General features: G+C 45.8%; 14 protein-coding genes. 5 read left to right on the plus strand and 9 right to left on the minus strand.

Annotation, left to right across the window (positions count from 1 at the left end):
* Window positions 1-40: 40 nt before the first annotated feature.
* From BZA03_RS11535 to BZA03_RS11570, 8 genes are all read right to left on the minus strand, one after another.
* A complete protein-coding gene (locus BZA03_RS11535; RefSeq protein WP_110288853.1) occupies window positions 41-1546 on the minus strand; it encodes a sensor histidine kinase in 1506 nt (501 codons plus the stop codon).
* An 87-nt stretch (window positions 1547-1633) separates the two neighbouring features.
* Entirely contained in the window at window positions 1634-2716 is a 1083-nt protein-coding gene (locus BZA03_RS11540) for a methyl-accepting chemotaxis protein (RefSeq protein WP_014951126.1), read from the minus strand.
* 152 nt (window positions 2717-2868) lie between these two features.
* The gene (locus BZA03_RS11545) at window positions 2869-3270 is read right to left on the minus strand and encodes a hypothetical protein (protein ID WP_110288854.1); all 402 of its coding nucleotides are present in this window, start codon (window positions 3268-3270) and stop codon (window positions 2869-2871) included.
* 44 nt (window positions 3271-3314) lie between these two features.
* On the minus strand, window positions 3315-4694 hold the full coding sequence (locus tag BZA03_RS11550; protein ID WP_110288855.1) for a sulfite oxidase: 1380 nt from the start codon (window positions 4692-4694) through the stop codon (window positions 3315-3317).
* A complete protein-coding gene (locus tag BZA03_RS11555; RefSeq protein WP_110288856.1) occupies window positions 4694-5698 on the minus strand; it encodes a YeiH family protein in 1005 nt (334 codons plus the stop codon). The genes BZA03_RS11550 and BZA03_RS11555 overlap by 1 nt, the downstream gene beginning before the upstream one ends.
* 6 nt (window positions 5699-5704) lie before the next feature.
* A complete protein-coding gene (locus tag BZA03_RS11560) occupies window positions 5705-6712 on the minus strand; it encodes a TauD/TfdA family dioxygenase (RefSeq protein ID WP_181417294.1) in 1008 nt (335 codons plus the stop codon).
* A 9-nt stretch (window positions 6713-6721) separates the two neighbouring features.
* Window positions 6722-7675: an aldo/keto reductase gene (locus BZA03_RS11565; protein WP_014951131.1), complete on the minus strand. Its 954-nt coding sequence runs from the start codon at window positions 7673-7675 to the stop codon at window positions 6722-6724.
* Between the two features lie 354 nt (window positions 7676-8029).
* Window positions 8030-8779: a GntR family transcriptional regulator gene (locus BZA03_RS11570; protein ID WP_014977676.1), complete on the minus strand. Its 750-nt coding sequence runs from the start codon at window positions 8777-8779 to the stop codon at window positions 8030-8032.
* A 99-nt stretch (window positions 8780-8878) separates the two neighbouring features.
* Here BZA03_RS11570 and BZA03_RS11575 point away from each other — a divergent pair, with 99 nt between their 5' ends.
* The 4 genes from BZA03_RS11575 (at window position 8879) to BZA03_RS11590 (ending at window position 16275) form a co-directional block, all read left to right on the plus strand.
* A complete protein-coding gene (locus BZA03_RS11575; protein ID WP_014951133.1) occupies window positions 8879-9631 on the plus strand; it encodes a TSUP family transporter in 753 nt (250 codons plus the stop codon).
* A 116-nt stretch (window positions 9632-9747) separates the two neighbouring features.
* Complete coding sequence (locus BZA03_RS11580; protein ID WP_110288857.1) at window positions 9748-11814, plus strand: alpha-xylosidase; 2067 nt, start codon at window positions 9748-9750, stop codon at window positions 11812-11814.
* Window positions 11815-11830: 16 nt separating this feature from the next.
* A complete protein-coding gene (locus tag BZA03_RS11585) occupies window positions 11831-13558 on the plus strand; it encodes a solute:sodium symporter family transporter (protein WP_014951135.1) in 1728 nt (575 codons plus the stop codon).
* Between the two features lie 308 nt (window positions 13559-13866).
* Entirely contained in the window at window positions 13867-16275 is a 2409-nt protein-coding gene (locus tag BZA03_RS11590) for a TonB-dependent receptor (RefSeq protein ID WP_014951136.1), read from the plus strand.
* 122 nt (window positions 16276-16397) lie between these two features.
* On the opposite strand, the gene BZA03_RS11595 is transcribed toward BZA03_RS11590, so the two are convergent.
* Window positions 16398-17393 (minus strand): cation diffusion facilitator family transporter, encoded by a 996-nt coding sequence (locus BZA03_RS11595; RefSeq protein ID WP_110288858.1) that lies wholly within the window; start codon window positions 17391-17393, stop codon window positions 16398-16400.
* Window positions 17394-17787: 394 nt separating this feature from the next.
* On the opposite strand from BZA03_RS11595, the gene BZA03_RS11600 reads away from it, so the two are divergent.
* Window positions 17788-20469: a family 16 glycosylhydrolase gene (locus tag BZA03_RS11600; RefSeq protein ID WP_039229199.1), complete on the plus strand. Its 2682-nt coding sequence runs from the start codon at window positions 17788-17790 to the stop codon at window positions 20467-20469.
* Window positions 20470-20493 lie beyond the last annotated feature (24 nt).

Genomic DNA, 20493 nt, shown 5'->3' on the forward strand with positions numbered 1-20493 from the left:
TTCTATATTCTATCAGCTATTTAGGAAAGCAATTTATACTTTAGGCTAGAGGTAACAAAACGGTAACGCGCGTACCCTTTCCTTCTTCGCTAGTGATATTTATCTTTCCGTTGTGCTCTTCAACAATAGTCATGGAAATAGACATTCCCAACCCTGTTCCCTCGCCGGGTGGTTTAGTTGTAAAAAAGGGCGTGAATATTCTATCCAGTGTTTCTTTCGACATACCAATACCCTCGTCTTCTACGATAAGCATGGCGCTTTTGTCATCTTGCTGCACTTTGAGTGTTATGGACTTCCCTTCTGGTGTTGCATAAATAGCATTGGTCACAAAGTTAACCAACACCTGCTGAATCTGTCCTGCATTACCAAGGAAATAGACATCCTTATCGGGTACTTCTACATTAAGTTTGTTTTTGTACCTGTGCAGGTTATTCGTGAGCTTGATCACCGTGTTCATGGCGTCAATGGCACTAATTTGTGTATGCTTTCCTGAACCAGGATACGAAAAAATTCGCAGCGCTTTTACAATTTCAATAATACGTTCAATGCCCTCGTGAGATTCATTGAACATCTCTGTAATTTCGCTCGCACTTTCTTGTAGTGAAAAGCGTTTTTCCAGCGCCTCGAACTGCGACTCTACCTCTCCACCAGCAGTGCGACAAAGCTTGCCTATTTCTTCTAACGCGTGTTGATAATCGCTAAAAATTTCTTTTGCAACCACCGTATTGCTTCGAACATAACCGATAGGGTTATTGATTTCGTGTGCTATACCCGCAGCAAGTTGTCCCAACATCGCCATCTTGTCTGCACTAACCAGCCTTTCTTCTAGAAAGTCTCTGTCTTTTTTAACCGAACTCAATTCTATTTGCCGACTGGTGAGCTCAGTTTTTTTGTTCTGGTAACGAGACGTAATGTTTAGATAATGTTTGGTGGTATCAAGAACGTGTAGCGTTTCTTCTTCTAAGTGATCGTCTTTGGTAAGCAACACGAGCCAAGCGAATTCGCCGTCTGCCATTTCATGCATAAAGTGAAGTAGCCTTGCTTCTTCTTTTGTATCTGGTCGCTGCACTGCATTAACGCACCAGTGGGAATAGCTCTCGCGCAGTGTCAGAGGGGTTTCGTCTTTGAGAAGTTTGGCGAGCTCGGGAGAGCTATACCATCCATTTTCGTGAGATAGCACCTGGCTATCATCCCCCACCGTTAGCGCTTCACCTTCTACAATAAATGCTTTTCCACAATGGGCACCGCTAAATTCAACCGCCGATTCCAGCGCAGAAAATATAAAACTCTTACCCGGCTGAGCATTTGAAAGCTGTGATGCGGCTCGGTTAAGGTACAACAACTCCCTTTCCCGCTGTTTTGAATCTTTTAAGGCTTTTCTTAGCGCTTGATTCGCTAAGTAAGCATCTTGTGAGTAGGTTTCAAGAAAAGACTCTGCGTTTTTACGCGCTATTTTTTGACGTTTAAGCTGTCGTTCTAAAGAGTTAACGCGGGCTTCCAGCGCTAGAATGCGCTCTTGTTCGGTGGAATACGATGTTTCACTCACCAAAAAGCCCTCCGTTTAGGGCGCCGCTATGAATTCGGGCGCCACGCTTTTCAATAGGGCCAGTTGAACCGCAAGGCTCTACGGGCGCTAATTAACTAGCCTATCAAGTAGTGTTAGTACTCTCTCACTGGCTTGTTCCATTTCCATAAGCTTAGCATCTGCCTCAGCATTGTTGCCATTTTGTTTAGCTAGAACGGCAGCGATACCGCTACTATGCACTTTTGCATGCGGCGCTTCAATCTCTCTGAATGCCGTTGTTTGGCCAATTGCTTTGTTAGCATTGTCACTATACCACTGCCCAAGGCGGCAGTTCTTATGATCGCCAAAGTCCGCCACAGATTTATTGCTGTAGCCGCACAGCACTGCATAAACCTCGGCCTTCCACACTACATGATCCAATTTTACTGTTTGAATGAACGTAGCAATTGCGCCTTCGCTAATGGTGGACTTCATACTGTCACAGTGTTGCACCATAACTTCGTAGCTGCCATTTAGCTGATTAATGCCAGTCTCTAGCTGCTCGTTGTTTCCGCGCAGTTCATTGACACCTGAAACCGCTTTGGAAGTAGACTGAATTATACCGTTCACCAACTCAGATACTTCTGTTGCTGATTTGTTGGTTTCTGTCGCCAATGCACGTACTTCATCAGCAACAACACTAAACCCGCGGCCTGCATCGCCTGCTCGCGCAGCTTCGATAGCAGCGTTTAGCGCAAGTAAGTTAGTTTGGTCAGAAATACTCGTAATAGTAGTAACAAATTTATTAATGTTATCTGCTGTTGTTGATAGCCCCGATATACGTTCGCTCATGCTGCCCATTTGGACATTAAGCCCGCTCATGTCGGTAACAATTTTGCTTAATGTAGTCGCAGAATCACTAAACAACTCATTAATATTAGCAACAGACTGGTTCTCAGCATCGATACGTTGATAAGTAGCCAACACCGTTTCACGAATACCTTCTAATTGACGCATTGCATCAACAATGCACTTCATTACAACGGAATCGTTCGACGATGCATGCTGACCATTTGCAGCCTCAATGGCATTAATGAGTTCACTATTTTCTGCCTCTAAAACGTCAATTTTGTCTAAGGCTTCTTGCACTCTTGCTTCTAGTTTACGTACTTGCGCTTCTTTTTCTTCGTATTTACTGCGAGATACAAACATGTGTGGTTACCGATATGTTTTTTATAGAGTTATTTTGTTCAGATTAACAGATATCCAGACCATTTAACTATTAGTCTGAAGTAGCGTTATGCTATGAGTATCGGCGGAATATTGAAAAACTGATGAAATAAAACGCTCGGTTGAGACGAGCTTTATTTTTGTGGCAGTAGATGCGGCTCTAGGGGCGGGCGACGGGCGCCTTTTTTAGGACCATACCACAACGCCAGATAGTCTAGGATAGCGGGCTCTGCATCACCTAATGGCCATAGCTTTTGCGTGTCTTGCATCCATCGAATAGTTTCAAGCCATCTCTCTCTGCTCATTGCGTTCTGTGTAATTAGTGAAGGCGAATGGCATGCGCTACAGTGTGCAACCACTAGATTATAGCCGGGCGCTACAGTAAGACCTGACTGGGGGTCAACAGACACAGTCGTGGCGTCAGCGGAATGCATACTTGAGCCGCTATTTTTATCGCTACTTTCATTGATGGCCGCAACCAGTGGTGTGCTAACTAACCCTGCCATAATAGAAACAAAAACGAATAGACGGCGCATGCGAGCGCTCCATATCTCAAACACGTTACTCGGTACCATGTGTTTTACACAACCCGCACAGCAATGCGATGGCAGGCATTGTTTAAGTAGCCTTTTGGATTCCAGCCCGGCAATACCATAGGTTGTGCTTTTCCATTTTCATCTACGGCTTTGGCCCATATTTCGAAATAACCTTGTTGAGGAAAGGCTATTTTTGTAGTGAATTGCTGCCATGCATGTCTATTTACGGGAAGCGTGAGCTCTGCTATTTGCCACGTTTGTCCGAAATCAATAGATGTGTACACTTCAGCCACTTTACCCTCGCCACTCCATGCATGACCGCGCACGCTTAGTTTCTTGGCCAAAGGATGATCAGTGCCCGATTGTGGAAAAGTAATGAGTGACTTAATAGGCATAGCTTCAATGATACACATATCTTCATCGGCTACTTTCGCCCCCGGAGCAACGGGTTTACAAGGGAGTCGGTACGCTTTGCCCAGCATTTTTGCACCGTCATGCACGCGGTCTCTGACCACTATCTTCTTAAGCCACTTACCAGACGTAGACGCTGGCCAACCACCAAAAACCAGTCGGAGCGGATAGCCATTCATTAAAGGCAGAGGTTCATCATTCATTGCCCATGCAATCAACGACTCATCTTCCATCGCTTTGTTTATCGGCACCCCGCGAGAAATAGCCGCTTTGCCCGGTGTACGGCTTAAATGCTGGTCATCACCATAATAGCCAATGTAAACAGCGCTATCTTTTACGCCCACTGACGTGAGTACATCTTTAAGCCTTACACCTGTCCATTTAGGGCATCCCACAGCTCCGGTAGTCCATTGGTTCCCCGTCGCTGCTGGCGAGAACTCGGCACGTCCATTACCGCCGCATTCCAGCGTTAGTTGGTAGGTGTAATGTTTGAATTGGGTTTTGAGCTCTTCCAACGTGAAGGTTTTTGACTGCTCGGCCGACTCCCCTTCAATAGTAAGCGTCCACGTACTCGCGTCTGGCTTTTGCGGGGGAATACCATTATTCCTTACGAAAAATCGAGAGGCAGGCGTAACCGCATCATCAAGTAAGTGCGCTGGCGTTTCAGCGTTAATTGGCCGGTCGTTAAGTATTGTTAGCCCGTCTTTTCCCTCGATAGAAAAAGGCGTGTTCGACTGAGCAAATGCAGCGGGAATAAGTCCTGCTGGCATGAACTGACCGTAAACGACTTCAGCACCAAGTAGCAAAGACAGAGACTTCAGACCTTTGATAAAACCACGCCGAGTCAGCGCGTTGCTAGTTCGCTGAAAAACCTGTTCGTCGGCCTTTACAGGGTCCTTAGCGTACAGTTCGTGAAGGCCATGTTTTTTCACTGCTACCACCTCGTCATTGAGTGCTTTGTGTATTAAGAGTGCATTAAGAATGATTGTGATAAATCGCGCAAAAAATCCCACTATATTGCGAACAAATAGCCCAATATAAGCAGTGCAATCCACAGCGTTTCTGCCACAATCATCACAATTGGCAGCATACCGACTTCGGCTAACTTACCAAGGTTAGACTTCATACCGATTGCCGTAATTGAAACGACTAAGAAGAAGCGTGATATCTGGGTCCCCGTTTCAATAACTACTTCGGGTAGGGTTACAAAGCTGTTGAGTAACATAAGTACAATAAAGCCAACTAGAAACATCGGCATTTTAGGCACTTGCGCCCCGTCAGCCTGACTTTTGGCTTTGTAAAAGTGTTTAATGGCAATCATCATAATGAGTACCACTGGCATTAGCATGGCTACTCGTACCAGCTTGGTCAGTGTCGCCATGTCGCCTGCACTGTCAGACACCGAGTAACCTGCCCCCACAACTTGCGCCACATCGTGAATAGTGCCGCCTAAGAAAATGCCAGCTTCCGTATCATTCATGCCCAACTGCGCCGCCACAATTGGGTAGAGCACCATGGCGATGGTCGACATAGCGGTTACGCCAATAACCGTCAGCAACGTGTCTCTTTCGTGGTTTTCTCCCTTGGGAAGAATGGTGGAAATGGCGAGAGCCGCAGACGCACCACAAATGGCTACTGAGCCTCCCGTTAATGCACCAAAACGCTTTTGTAACCCGAGTAATTTGGCGAGACCCACTCCGACAATAATTGTTGTGAGTATGGCAGCGGCCAGCATAAGAGCGGTCTGCCACCCAAGTACCGCTAAGTCACCTAGCGCAATGCGTAGACCAAGCAGAACAACTCCAGCGCGAAGAAGAGTACTTGCCGTGAAATCGATACCACACCCACAGGGCGTATCGTTCTGATACAAAAACGATACGGCCATACCCAAAAGTAATGCGAACAACATAGCAGGGGCATTGTAATGCTCACTCAAAAAGAGCGCCGCCATACCGGTAATGGTTGCAATTCCCAGCCCGGGCCAAATATTTTTACATTTTACTGCTATATCGTTCATTTTCTTTTATCGCTCTGAGGCCACAAGCGCAACAAGCACTACGCGCTTTCGCTCGCCAGAATAAGGGCGGCGGCCATGCATTGCACGGTAATTGTCAACAATAGCCACGTCACCATCTTGCCACTCTAAGTCAAAGGTGTAAGTTTCAGACAGTTCTGCAACGCGCTCTAAACCGGCTTTAGGAATTGCACTTCCATCGCCAAAAGTAATTGCCGACGACGGTTTTTCCCTTACGCCTTTCCATCCCATATACGCAGCTATTAGCTGGTTATAGAACACTTCTGAGCCATCACTAAGTTCGATAACCGCAGGTAAGACAGGCGTAATGGCTCTTAGACTACCATCCTCCAACCATTGCCAGGTGTATCCTAACTCTTTTAATTTAGCTTCTGCCTCTTCTAATGACTCAACGCTTAGCGTGCTTTTCCAGCTTCTTCCTTGGCCAGAGTTGGCATCATTGGCTGCTGGCATAGTAGTCGTATATTTAAGGCCTTTCTCTTTAAAGTCTTTAGCAAGCGCAGGATTTTCTTCCTTCAATGCTTCAAACAATTTGTCGGAGCGACATAAAGGCGTTGCTCCCCCCTCATCCGCTGCAGTCTTACAAAAGAAAAACAGCTTGCTAGGTGAAATAGGCGTCTGCGCCATTTCATGATGTAGAAAAATTTCTACGTCTTTCGGCGCTTCATTTGCTGTGAATACGCGCTCAGTAAAGTTAATACGCACGGCATTAGACAACGACTCCTGATAGGTAAAGTTAGGATAGCCGAAGCCTGCTGAGAAAACGTCAAAGGTCTCTGCGGAATCAATTGGAAACCCTCGGAAAAGTAGTGCTCCCGACTTTGCAAGTTTTGCTTCAAGCTCTGATTGATTTGCTTTTACAAATGCAACGGTCTCTTCTACCGTTGTACAACCCTCGTTGTTCACGACTATTTCAGGGAACACACCGCCGTTATAATTGTGCTGAGTAGGTACACTTGCGTAGGCTACCGCAGAGCTGTCATTGACGTTTTTCATAGCTAACTCCTAGTCGTAAATAGGGTGGAAACGGTTAAAGGCAGCTTCGCAGAAGTGCCCTGGATCGTTAAATCTGCGATTTACGTTCAATGCAGATATTGCCTGCATTTCACTGTCGCTGAGTGAGAAGTCAAAAAGTGCGAGGTTTTCTTTCATACGCTCAACTTTTGACGTTTTTGGAATGATGGCGTTACCGCGCTGAATTCCCCAACGCAAGACAACCTGCGCGGGCGTTTTACCATGGGCTTCTGCCGCGGCTTTTACTACGCTTTGCTCAAGCACTGATTCCGTCTGATCAGCCATTTCAAGCTCTAGATAAGATAAGGCACCTAGCGGAGAGAAAGCCGTCACCTCCAGTCCATAGTCTTTTGCCAAACGAATTAGTCGCTCTTGCGTAAGGTACGGGTGAGATTCAATTTGCAGCATGGCTGGCTTAATACGCGCATAGCTCATCAGGTCGTTAAGCAAACCGGTGTTGTAATTACACACACCAATTTGTTTTGCTTTTCCGCTATCGGCAAGCGACTCCATTGCCTCCCATGTCTTATGCAAAGGTACAGGCGCGAGTTCCATTTTAGGCTCGGCAACATCAGGTTCGTAAAACCATTCTGGTGGATAACGGGTCTCGATAGGCACAAATTTCTGCGCTATCGGGAAATGGATCAGGTATAAGTCTACATAATCTAACTGTAAGTCTGACAAGGTTTTTTCTAAAGCAAGACCCACGTGCTCAGGGGCGTGAAAGGTATTCCATAGTTTAGAAGTAACCCAAAGCTCTTCTCTGGTGCACAAGCCTTCATCAATCGCTCGCTTAATGCCTTCACCCACTTCCTTTTCATTGCCGTAATCAGCGGCACAATCTAAGTGTCGATAGCCAGCCTTAATCGCTTGGTACGTGGTTTCCGCACATATGGCAGTATCGACCTTCCAAAAACCAAAACCTACCTCTGGTATCTTATTCATTGTTTCATTCACCTTAAAATTCGTTGCTTTAAGCTAGTACGGACTTTCTCTTAAACGTACTGCAAAGATAAAAAGCCGCGGTTTACTTTTGCAGTATGCTCTTGTATAACTTTAGCTTCAAACTTTAGTCTTGTATAAGACATAAGTTATTACACAGATATACAGATGTCAACAAAGTGTTAACAAACTTAATGAAAAGTTTGGAGTGCAATAAAAAGAAATGTCTAGCGGTGGCATAACAAGGTAAAGCGTTACCTTGTTATGCTAGGTGTTCGAGAGTCGGTAAGAAACAATTTGATAGGAACGGACGTTTAAAACGTTGTGGTTGAACAGTTTGGCGTTGATAGCAAAGGATTAATCAAGTTCAACTTGGTAATGGTAGTGGTCAGTTCTACATTTGCTTTCACGATATTCAATGAGTTTACCGTCAATAGACTCAGTGACGCGCGTAACCATAAGTAACGGCATTCCTTTTTCGATACCTAAGCTTTTTGCCTCACTTTTTGAGGCCAAAACCGCTTTAATGCTGTCACGGGTCTTAAATACAGTTTGGTTGTAGTCCGTTTGATAAAAATGATACAGAGTATGCGGAATATCTTCTCGCTTCTCGATGTCAGGAAATCGCTTAGACGGTAAATAAATAGTTTCAAGCATACAAAATTCGTTATCGAGAATTCGCCTACGCTTAAGCTTCACTACTTTGTCTTTAGCGGTAATTGATAGTGCAGTTTGGACACTTTCAATTGGCTCGACCAGCTCTTTACTTAACAGTTCAGCTTTGGGTAGGTCAGCACCTTTTCCGTCAGCTTGTAACGGAAAGAAACGAAACAGCGCATCTTGTGCCGTATGCTCAGAAACAAATGTACCGACCCCCTGACGACGGGTTACAATTTTGGTATCTGTCAGCAATGTTAGCGCTTTGCGAACGGTTCCTTGGCTAACATTGAATTCGTCAGCAAGCTTAAACTCACTAGGTAGCATCTCGCCTGGTTGCCAACGGCGCTCGACAATAAGCTGCTTAATGTATTCAGCGACTTGTTGATACAGCGGCTGAAAGGCAAGACTTGGACCGCTGAGTTTGTGATCGAATTGAGATGAAGACATGAACCCTAACCTAAACGCTTAATTTTTGTTGTTATATCATACACAAGAGTTATAGCGCACTTTTGATATAAATCACATACATTGCAGGAATTACACGTGATGCTTTTGGAAACACTGCTTCCCATGTTTGCGCTATTAGGGCTTGCGACACTGCTACAGACCTTAAGCGGGTTTGGTTTTGGCCTTATGGTGGTATCAAGCTTTACGTTATTCGGTATCTTGCCGCTTACGGCGACCACCTTTATGGTGAGTTTTCTAAGTCTTTTCAATTCCATCAGCTTAGTAGTGAAAAACACGGAGCAAATAAATAGACGTGCTTTCACTATTATACTGGTTAGCGGTATACCCTTTATGGCGGTAGGCTACGCATTGTTGGAATACCTGTCCGTTGGGATGGCAACTTGGCTCAATTTACTGCTTGGCTTGGCTATTCTCAGCTGCTGTGGCCTTTTATTAATAAAAAGAAAGCGGACACAGCCATCTGGTCGCGCATACGGTTTTTCTATCGCTGGCGCTCTAGGTGGATTGCTAGGTGGTCTTTTTTCTACCTTTGGCCCACCTGTGGTATTTCAGTGTTATCGACAAACCTGGCCAATTAATGAAATCAGGATAACGCTGCTGGCCGTATTTAGTGTTACCTCACTTATACGCCTCGCCATAATACCGTTTGGTACTTTGCCTTCAACAGAAGTGTTTCTGTCTGCTGTTTTTGCCATTCCCGTCATTTTAATTTTCACGCGATTAGGACGAATTCTCGCTGCTCGCGTATCCGCTGCCGCTGTTCGACTGTTAGCCTTAACCATGCTTGCATTAAGTGGCGTAACCCTTATTGTCCAAAATATCAGTATATAAGACGGCTTGATAGTGAACGCGGATCTAAATCTTCATAATTTTCTAATTGCAGATTGACACCCAAGTTACATTTCATTAACTTATGTCTTATATAAGACATGAAGGGTAATGTAGAAATGAGTAACGCGTTTTGTGTAAATGAGCCAGAATGGAACGATATTAAAGCCGCTGACATTACTGAGCAGCCCTTTTTGTCGGATGATAAGACACTTATTATCCCCACCCAATATGGTGAGTTGAGTCTAAGTATTAGTCAGTTTGGTTTACGCATTCAAAGTAACGTAAATGCAGCAGATGATTTTGGTATGCTTACTCAAGCGCCGGAGAGGCTATCGCTAGTACTTTCCGGTGATCAGTCTCACAGCACCCTGGCAGCAGGCGATTATCGATTAGAAGTTTTTGCCGCACCTCTTCATTTCAAGCTGTATAAAAATGACGTTTTAGTTCAGCAAAGCGCCACCGACGGCCACTTTGTACGTCAGCATCGCTTACCGCCATTCGCTAAAACCGACAAAGGTTGGTTAGTAAGTTTAGAGCTTAGCTACGACGAAGCCGTTTATGGTCTTGGAGAGAAATGGGGCAAGCTTGATAAACGCGGCCAGCTAATTCGCTCATACAACCACGACGCTTTAGGCGTAAACGCCGAAAAGTCTTATAAAAACACACCTTACGCATGGAGTCCTGAAGGCTGGAATTTGTTTGTGCACACTCCAGCCCCCGTCACCCATGGAGTCGGCTACGCACTTTGGTCACAGCGAGCTTACGTGTGCTTAGTAGAAGATAACCTACTCGACATGTTCTTGTTCCATCAAGACTCGCCAGCGCAAAGTCTTAAAGCCTACAGCGAGCTCACCGGCTTTGCCCCTACGCCGCCGACCTGGAGCTTAGGCGTCATTCTTTCTAAAGCGTATTATAAAGACGCCGACGAACTACTCGCGGTTGCCCGCGAAGTGCGCGAAAAGAATATGCCTTGCGATGTTATTACCCTTGATGGCCGCGCATGGCAAGACACAGATACCCGCTTTGCTTTTGAGTGGGACCCTAAACGCTACGCCGATCCTCAACCGGTTATTGATGAACTTAAAGCGTTAGGCTTTAAGATTTGCGTATGGGAATACCCCATGATTTCAGTGAAAAACCCCCTTTACAAAAAGGCGGCCGAAAAGGGTTGGCTGATAAAGGACAAACGCACTGGCGAAGCGTACCGCTATGCGTGGGACTTAAGCCCATTTGGCGAAGTACTTACGCCTTTGCCAGACTCAGGTATTTTAGACTTTACCCACCCTGAAGCTTACGAGTTTTGGAAAACCTCGCACAAACCTTTATTTGACCTTGGCGTAGATATGATAAAGGCCGACTTTGGCGAACAGTTGGAAGACGACAATATGCTGTCGTATAGCGGTGATTCAGGTAATCGTCTACATAACGTTTACAGTATGCTTTACAACCGCTGTGTGTACGAGGCTGCCGACGCTTACTGCAAGACAGGTCCTTTCCTATTTAGCCGTTCAGCTTGGACAGGAAGTCAGCGCTACCCATCACAATGGGGCGGTGACCCGCAAGCCGACTGGCATGGCCTAGCCGCAAGTATTCGTGGCAGTTTGTCCTGGGGTATGTCAGGCGGGCCGTTTTTCGCTACCGATATAGGCGGGTTTTACAAAGACACCCGAGACGCAGAACTTTACGTAAGATGGGCACAAGCGTCAGTGTTTAGTGCCCACATGCGATTGCACGGTATTGGCCCTCGTGAACCCTGGTCCTACGGCGATGCCGCTTCCAATGCAGTATTTGAGGCCCTTAAGCTAAGATATAAACTTATTCCATACCTAAAGGAAACCGCAGAAAAAGCATCACAAACAGGACTTCCGGTTCAGCGCGCCATGGCTTTAGCCTTCCCTGAACAGCCGCTTTCGCATGGTTTTGAACAACAATTTATGTGCGGTGATGACCTACTTGTTGTGCCTTGCGTGGTGCCCGGCGGAAAAATTAAATACTACTTACCAAAAGGTGAATGGATACGTTTTGGTACCGAAGAAGTCGTGCAGGGTGAGCAATACAGAGAAGAAATACTTGCGCTTAACGATGTGGCGGTGTTCATCCAAAAAGGCAGTCGCATTGTAATAGGCCCAGATGTTCAACATACCGATATGGATATGTCGAACACCACACATTGGCCAGCGTAGCGCATAGGAGCAGTTCATGGATATCACCCTTACCCTATTGTCATGCATGGCATTTATGGCACTGGTTGCCGTTATTTCTTACATGAAAACAAAAGGGGAAGTAAACACGCAAGACGGTTACTTCCTTGCAGGAAGAGGGTTGACCGGCACTTTTATTGCTGGGTCCATGATCCTTACCAACCTTTCCGCAGAGCAGCTTATTGGATTAAATGGCTCTGCCTTTGGGTATAACTTAAGCGCCATGGCGTGGGAAGTTACCGCTGGTATTTCTACCATTATTATGGCGCTTATTTTCTTGCCTCGTTACTTAGCGGGCGCTTTCTCCACCCTACCTGAGTTTTTACGCGACCGTTTCGACGATAGCGTTCGCAGAATGACGGTAGTTTTGTTTATGGTGGGGTATTCGTTAGTTACCATTCCATCGGTGCTTTACTCTGGCTCTATTGCCGTGCTTAGGCTTTTTGATGTACCCGGGCTTTTCAACGTAAGCTATGAGGTGGGACTGGTACTTACCATCGTCATAGTCGGTACGATTGGCGCTCTCTATGCCATTTTCGGTGGTTTAAAAGCGGTAGCCGTATCAGACACGATTAATGGAGTTGGCCTTTTAATTGTGGGTTTATTGGTTCCCGTTCTTGGCTTGGTGGCCTTAGGCGACGGCAGCTTTAGCCAAGGTCTATCTACTATTGCTACAACGGAAACTGAAAAGCTCAATGCTATAGGTGGTCCCGACGACCCTGTTCCTTTTGGTACTATTTTCACGGGTATGATTTTAGCCAATTTGTTTTACTGGGGTACTAACCAATACGTAATTCAGCGAACCTTAGGCGCTAAAAATCTGGTTGAAGGCCAAAAAGGGGTGTTGTTCTCTGGCTATTTTAAAGTGCTTGTGCCCTTTATGATGATGTTACCAGGCGTGATTGCTTATCACTTATATCAAGACGAAAATCTTCAAACTATCGACCTTGCCTACCCTCATTTAGTTAAAGATGTACTCCCACAGTATTTGTCGGGTTTCTTTTTAGCAGTATTGCTTGGTGCGGTGTTTAGCTCTTTTAATTCACTGCTTAACAGTGCTGCCACCCTATTTTGCTTAGACGTATACAAACCCTTCAAGAAAGACAAAGTGAGCGACGAAAAGCTTATTCGCGTTGCCAAGATCACCAGTATTGTTATTGCTGTGCTCTCTTTTATCACGGCGCCGCTGCTTATGTTTGCCCCTGAAGGATTGTGGCAAATCATTCGCATATTTACCGGCTTTTACAATATTCCCGTTATCACTATTGTGCTTGTTGGCCTATTTACAAAACGCGTTCCTGCGCTGGCGGCAAAAGTCGCGATTATCTTCCACGTAATTGCCTATGGACTGCTTAAGTTCGTATGGGAAGTCGATATTAACTTTATCCATATCTACGCCATTTTGTTCGCTATTGAATTGGCTATTATGTTGACTATAGGCAGGCTCTACCCAATGACTACTCCATGGCATTTCACTGCAAAGGCTGAAGTCAATATGACGCCATGGCGCTATGCCATTCCCTGCGCCATCGTGCTTGTTGGCCTTATCGCAACGCTTTACCTGATGTTCTCTCCTGTAGGCTTTGTGAATGGACTAAGCAACGCGTTTGTCCCTGCACTAGTCGGCTTGTGGGCAACATGTTTCGTGGCAATTGGTATAAGTCTGAAATGGTGGCGAGTAAAGTATGAGCAAGGCTTGAAGCGCCTTGCTTCTCAGCACGCCTAACTCTCCTTCATCATTTTTGTATAGAAAAAACACAAAAAAATTAACATAACGTTTGCAAACAGCTTAACAATTGTTTAACTTAATTACTCTTATATAAGACATCAGATGCAAGATATCTTTTATATAGAAGACCGTATTTATAACGCTATTGAATTTTGCTACTGAAAGAATAATACGCGTAGCGCTGTACCCTACGCAGCCAGAATAAAAAACGAAACGCCGATTACTTGCTCAAATGCTTTTGTATCCAAATAAAGGTAGCAAGGTGTAAGTGAGGGCGTGATAAGCGAAACACCCTGGAGAACAACATGAATACAAAGAGATCACTCATCAGCAAGGCGGTAACCCTTGCTATGACATCTGGATTGCTACTTCACACCAATGCATTTGCGCAAGAGGCAGATACAGAGCAAGTCGACGCCTCAAAAGATGATAAATCATTTGAACAAATTGTCGTTACATCGCAAAAGCGTGTTCAAAGCATCAGCGATGTGCCCGTTGCTGTATCAGTGTTACGCGGTGACCAAATAGAATCTGCCTTTGCTAACAATGTTGAAAATCTACAAGCGCTTGTGCCTTCTGTGAGCTTCCGCAAAGGGACTACAACTCGAAATTCAGCCTTAACCGTTCGTGGTATTGGAACAATTTCATTTAGTATCGCCGCAGAGCCAAGCGTAGCCACGGTGGTAGATGGCGTTGTATTAGGGCGTTCTGGTCAAGCGTTTGCCGATTTGTACGATGTAGATCGAATTGAGGTATTACGTGGTCCACAGGGTACTTTATTTGGCAAGAACGCCTCTGCTGGTGTGGTAAACATCACCACAAAAGATCCTTCTCAGGAGCTCACAGGCAGTCTTTCTACCGAGTTTTATCAAGATAACGAATACCGTTTAAAAGGCACAGTAAGTGGTGGTTTAACCGACGACCTTTCAGCCAGCTTAACCGTCTTCCAAGGTAAATTCGACGGCTATATCGACAACGTTTACAACAATGAAAAAGTAAACGGCTATGACCGTGAAGGTGCCCGTGCAGTTGTGGTTTACGAGCCAACCAATGATTTAAAAGTAAAGTTCATTAGCGAAATTTACAGCGCGGATGACGACTGTTGTGCTGATTTAGAAGGCGTATCTAGCGGTCGAAATCCCGACTCAAAGGCAGCGCCAAACAGTGAGACCATTGCCGACGGTATCGATTTAGAGCAGCGTCAAATTGATCATGACTTCGAATCTCGCACTATTGACGACCACTCGGCTTTCTCCGTACAAGTGGACAAAACCATTGGTGACTACACCTTCACGTCGATCACTGCCCAGCGCTCGTGGGAAAATACAGAATTCCGCGAAGGTGATTTTACGTCTATTGCTGGCGACAGCGACCAGCCAGTATTTGGAGTGCCGTTTCAGCTGCATGACGTAGGTGAGCAAGAATGGAGTCAGTTTTCTCAAGAATTCCGTGTTGCCTCGAACCTAGCAGGCCCATTTAACTTCCTAGCTGGTATGTTCTACTGGAACATGGATTCAGAGCGTAACTTCACTCGTGATGCAAGTTGCCAAAACAATAACCTTCAACTTGACCAAGCACTGACATTCTATGCGCAGAATAACCTGTCTGGAGATGCGCTGACAGACGCACTTTCTGACCTAGACGCTTACGCTAATTCGCTAGGTGTGACATGTAATGCCAACGACATTGTGTCTGCCACGGCATTCATGAGCACTGAGTTTAATAACTGGGCCGTTTACGGAGATGGCACCTACGACTTAAGCGATGACTTACGCCTTATCTTCGGTCTTCGCTATACCGATGATGAAGTGTCTTACACTCACCGTCGTATAAGTAACGACGAATATGGACGCCGCGGTGTGGGCGTTCGCCCTGCGACCGAGAACACCGATGCAGAAGGTGTGGTAGATGAAACCAATTTGTCTGGCCGCCTTGGTGTTCAATACGATCTCGACCAAAATCAAATGGTTTATGCAACCTATTCCCAAGGCTACAAAGGCCCTGGTTTCAATGTTTACTATAACTTCAATCCAGAGAATGACGGACGCCCTATTGGTGCGGAAGAATCTGACGCTTACGAAATTGGCTATAAGTACGCAAGTCGCGATCTACTTTTAAATATCGCGCTATTTAGCACCGACATTGAAGGCTTCCAAGCAAACAACTTTGATTGTTCTGACGGCGCATGTATTACGCGCCTTACCAATGCTGGTGATGTGACGACCCAAGGCGTTGAAGTAGACTTTATGTGGAACGCAACCGACAACCTAACGCTAATCGGTGGCGCTGCGTACACCAAGGCTGAGATCGATAGATTTAATTGTCCTGAAGAAGCAGAGTGTACCGACCGTTCGGGCTTGGATGTACCATTCTCACCTGACATGAAATACTCGCTGTCAGCGGAGTACTTCATGGAAACAGAGCATGGTTTTGACGTTTACTACAACGCGTCTTACATCTATACCGATGAACAGTACTCTGACTTGCCAGGCAACACGGGTGAATTCAATCCCCACTCATTGTTACCAGACTACAGCATGCTTAACGCAAGCGTTAGCTTCTCATTCAAAGACGATGCCTTCCGCGTATCTTTGATTGCGAAGAACTTGCTTGATGAAAGCTATGCGACCACATATAGCGGCGACAACTTCCGCTATCAAATACCGCGCGATGCAGATCGCTATTACGGCGTAGCATTTAAAGCAAGGTTTTAATCTCGTTATAAATTAAAAAACGTGTGTGTTGAAAGGGGCGTGTGAACGCCCTTCTTTTTTGCACAACTACAGGCTGTTAGTCCCTGAAAATCAAAACAAACGCCTTTGCCCAAATAATAGTATTAATTTATCTCTTCGTGCTGGTGTTCATGAGAGTGGGCGTGTAAATGGTCATTATCATCACGACATGGCTCACCCGGCAACTCAAACTCTATCGTGGTATGAGCAAGTTCAAAGGGGGCTAAACGCTCGTGAACTTCCTTTTTGAGTGCTCTCAGTTTGTCATTGTCTATTGCACAGTTTATTACCACGTGTGCAGTAAGCACGTGCTGCTCTCCGTCAAGCGACCAAAAATGTACATGGTGAATTTCTTCAACGTGCTCGATTTTCAAAAGCGTGTTGCTAATAGCATTCCTTGTAGCCAAGTCAGGTACGCCCTGTAGAAACAAAGACATGGTCTGCACAACATACCGAACAACATTGACCAAAATAAATAGCGTAAAACCAATAGATAAAATTGGGTCAAGTATAGGCCATTCAACAAAATGGAGCACAATGGCTACTACCAGTACCGCTACCCACCCCATCGTGTCTTCAATTAAGTGCCAGTTAAGCACCTTTTCATTCATCGAATGACCGCCGTGGAGTTTATAAGCTGCAAATCCATTCACGACAATACCTAGGATCGCTAATCCAATCATACCCTCTGTAACGGGCATTTCGGGGTTAGATAAACGAGGGATGGCCTCAGACAACACCCAAATTGAGCCAATCACCAAGATAACGCCGTTGATCATAGCTCCCATAAGGCTCAGCCGTTTGAAGCCATACGTATACTTTTCGGTAGATGCTTTATTCCCGAGCTTACTTAAATACCACGCCAGACCTATGGATAGAGAGTCTCCTAAATCGTGAACAGCATCTGCCATTATGGCGACACTGTTAGTAAGCCAACCCCCGATGAATTCAATAATAGTAAAGATGAAATTTAGCCAGAACGCCCATCCAATGCGTGTGGAATCTGTGCCTAGCGCTTGAGCATGCGCACCGTGGTGATGGCCGTGATGCTGACCTTTATGATGATTGGAGGCGGTAGTGCTGTGATTGTGGTGATGCATAATAACAACTCACATGAGATCGTACGTTGAGCTTAACGTGATGTGTACCCAGGTGCGAACAAAATATCGAGCACAGATCATTAACAAGTCTCTTAGATAATTTGTAAATAGTCAGTGAAACAAGCACCTTTAAATTTTAACCCACCCTGTAATACAACCTTATATTATTGTTTTATTTGAAAATAAACGAAAAACAACAAAAATAAGACCGACAGCCAAATGTTAATTTTTTGAGAACAGTATTGATCTTTATGTGTCAGTCGCTTAATGTAATGTAAGCGCTTTCAAACAGCCATTTTTATTTGACCTAAATTGTAAGCGCTTACAAAAAGCTTTTTACGTGGCATTTGCCACTACATAAAAACCCAATTTCTTTAGATCAGGGCTGAAAACAATGACGAAAAAAGCATCTCAACTTTCGCGGATAGCTGCCGCGATCTCAGTCGCAACCCTATTTGGCTGTGGAGGCGGAGCAACCACATCTACAGACATCGACGTTGTTGATCCTGCGGCACCCGTTTCTGACTGGGAGCTGGTATGGAGCGACGAGTTCGATGGGAACAGTATTGACGATGACAACTGGACTCATGAAGTAAACTGCGACGGTGGCGGCAATAATGAATCTCAGTGTTATACCGACAGCGAAGACAATTCATTTGTGTCTGACGGTAGCCTAAAAATTGTTGCTCTACCCGCGGAAGAAGGAGCGCAAAAGCCTTACACGTCAGCCCGTCTAAACACGCGCTACAAAGCAGACTTTAAATACGGCCGTATTGAAATGCGTGCTAAATTACCCTCGGGCCAAGGCAGTTGGCCGGCGTTTTGGATGATGCCTACTGATGAGGTTTACGGTGGCTGGCCTCGTTCTGGCGAAATTGACATCATGGAAGCCGTAAACCTTAAAGCACTAGATGCTGACGGCAATCCTGAAAGTCATATTCACGGCACCCTTCACTATGGTCAAGAATGGCCAAATAACGATAGCTCAGGCAAAGCCTACTCGCTTCCTGATGGAGCGAATCCAGCAGACGACTTTCACACCTACGCCGTTGAATGGCAAGAAGGCGAAATTCGCTGGTACATGGACGATTACCTTTACGCTACGCAGCGTCGTTCAGAAGTTCGTTATAACGCAAACGGTGACGCAACTGGACTTTCTCACCGCGGCTGGTATGCGGAATACTTTGAGCAAGGCACAGGTGAGCTAACCACTCACTGGGACAATGCGCCATTCGATCAAGAATTCTACATTATCCTTAACTTTGCAGTAGGTGGCGACTGGCCAGCTAACGTAAACGAAACAGGTATTGATGCTGAAGCGTTTGCCGAAGGTCAGACTTACGAGGTCGATTATGTTCGAGTGTACGAATGTGCATCGAACCCAGACACCGGCAAGGGCTGTGAAACTGTTCGCCCAGGTTACAACTCACTAGACGATGCATTAGTGGAAGGCGAGGCGCCTATCCCTTCACCACCGTCAACCGGTGTTGCACAAAACCTTACTATTTTCGACGGAACACCTAATCCAAACTGGCCTGCGTGGGACTGCTGTGGTGGGTCAACACCAGCACTCGTAGAAGATGCCGAGCAAGGACAGGTTTTCGAATTTGCTATTAATGAAACACCTACGGTAATGGGCTTTATCAGTCGAGCTCAATTCATTACCGACCCAGAAGGTGAAGCGTCTCCGTTTGATGCGTCTCCAATGGAAGAAACTGGCAGTGTTAAATTCGATCTGAAAGTTACATCGCTGCCTGCAAATGCGACAACTAATTGGCTATTTAAGATTGAAAGTTCTGAAGGTTCAACTGCCGCAGAACTTCCACTGATGGACGGCTATGTAGGACCCGCAGACACCGCTGGTGCTGCGCCTGAACAGGGTGTGTGGGAGTCTTACGAATTTCCACTTAGCGCGCTTGCAGCAGCAGGCTTAGATACAAGTGCTATCGATGTCATCATGGTTTTCCCTGCGTGGGATACCGGCAATGGCGCGGTTTATCGCATGGCTAACGTAGAAATTTCGCAAGAAGGCGGAGCTAGCTACCCAGAATTAGTCATCTTCGAAGATGGGCAAAACCCTAACTGGCCTATGTGGGACTGCTGTGGCGGCTCTACCCCTACTGAAGAAATGGACAACGAAGAACACGGTCTAACTGCAGAATTTCGAATTGGCGCAGAACCGACTGTAATGGGCTTTATCACGCGCCCAGAATCTGGCGGCGGTGACACCCCATTCGATGCTACAGCACTTACCGACGGTGGCTTATTGCAGTTTGATATGCGCGTAGTGAGTGCGCCTAGTAACGCCGAAGCATCTTGGATATTCAAAATCGAGTCTAATGGCGCATCTACTGCTGTTGAATTGCCACTCTCTGATAGCGTTGAGGGTCAGGAGCCTGTGGAAGGTGAATGGCAAACCTACACATTTACCATTTCAGAATTGCAGGCACGTGGTTTGGACGTGAGTGCTATCGACGTCATTATGGTTTTCCCAGCTTGGGGCACAGGTGAAGGCGCGGTTTATCGCTTAGACAATGTGAAATTTTACCACCCTGATAGCGGCGAAGATGCGTCAGGTGCGGGCATCACGCTCTTTGCTGATACAGCAGCTGAACAATGGTCAATCTGGGATTGTTGTGGTGGTTCAACGCCAACTGAAGAAGTAGACGACGCGGAACACGGCACAGTAGCAGAATTTCGCATTGGCGCTACACCAACGGTGATGGGTTTCTTAGCTGATGAAACCGTATCATTCGATGCTTCATCACTACTTTCAAATGGCGCGATTAAGTTTGAAATGAAAGTAAGCTCAATGCCTAACGACGCCTCTGCACCTTGGTTGTTCAAAGTAGAGTCCATTAATGTCTCTTCTGCTGTTGAACTTCCAATGTCGGCCAGCTTGGAAGGTGCTGATCCGGTTGAAGGTGAATGGCAAACATACACTTTCCCACTACAAACCCTATATGACGCAGGCTTAGATATCAGCGCTATCAACGTCATCATGATGTTCCCAGCATGGGGGCAAGGCGAAGGTGCAGTTTATCGCATCGACAATGTAGAAATAGCAGCACAGTAACAAAGCAAATGCCGCTTTAGCCTT

It is taken from the genome of Alteromonas sp. I10, assembly GCF_003201515.1.
GTDB classification, from domain to species: Bacteria; Pseudomonadota; Gammaproteobacteria; order Enterobacterales; family Alteromonadaceae; genus Alteromonas; species Alteromonas macleodii.

Bases quoted from the DNA above. Each gene is read 5' to 3' on its own strand.
- BZA03_RS11540 (WP_014951126.1), bottom strand. From the start codon at position 2,716: ATGTTTGTATCTCGCAGTAAATACGAAGAAAAAGAAGCGCAAGTACGT.
- BZA03_RS11545 (WP_110288854.1), bottom strand. From the start codon at position 3,270: ATGCGCCGTCTATTCGTTTTTGTTTCTATTATGGCAGGGTTAGTTAGC.
- BZA03_RS11555 (WP_110288856.1), bottom strand. From the start codon at position 5,698: ATGAACGATATAGCAGTAAAATGTAAAAATATTTGGCCCGGGCTGGGA.
- BZA03_RS11560 (WP_181417294.1), bottom strand. From the start codon at position 6,712: ATGAAAAACGTCAATGACAGCTCTGCGGTAGCCTACGCAAGTGTACCT.
- BZA03_RS11565 (WP_014951131.1), bottom strand. From the start codon at position 7,675: ATGAATAAGATACCAGAGGTAGGTTTTGGTTTTTGGAAGGTCGATACT.
- BZA03_RS11570 (WP_014977676.1), bottom strand. From the start codon at position 8,779: ATGTCTTCATCTCAATTCGATCACAAACTCAGCGGTCCAAGTCTTGCC.
- BZA03_RS11575 (WP_014951133.1), top strand. From the start codon at position 8,879: ATGCTTTTGGAAACACTGCTTCCCATGTTTGCGCTATTAGGGCTTGCG.
- BZA03_RS11580 (WP_110288857.1), top strand. From the start codon at position 9,748: ATGAGTAACGCGTTTTGTGTAAATGAGCCAGAATGGAACGATATTAAA.
- BZA03_RS11585 (WP_014951135.1), top strand. From the start codon at position 11,831: ATGGATATCACCCTTACCCTATTGTCATGCATGGCATTTATGGCACTG.
- BZA03_RS11590 (WP_014951136.1), top strand. From the start codon at position 13,867: ATGAATACAAAGAGATCACTCATCAGCAAGGCGGTAACCCTTGCTATG.
- BZA03_RS11595 (WP_110288858.1), bottom strand. From the start codon at position 17,393: ATGCATCACCACAATCACAGCACTACCGCCTCCAATCATCATAAAGGT.
- BZA03_RS11600 (WP_039229199.1), top strand. From the start codon at position 17,788: ATGACGAAAAAAGCATCTCAACTTTCGCGGATAGCTGCCGCGATCTCA.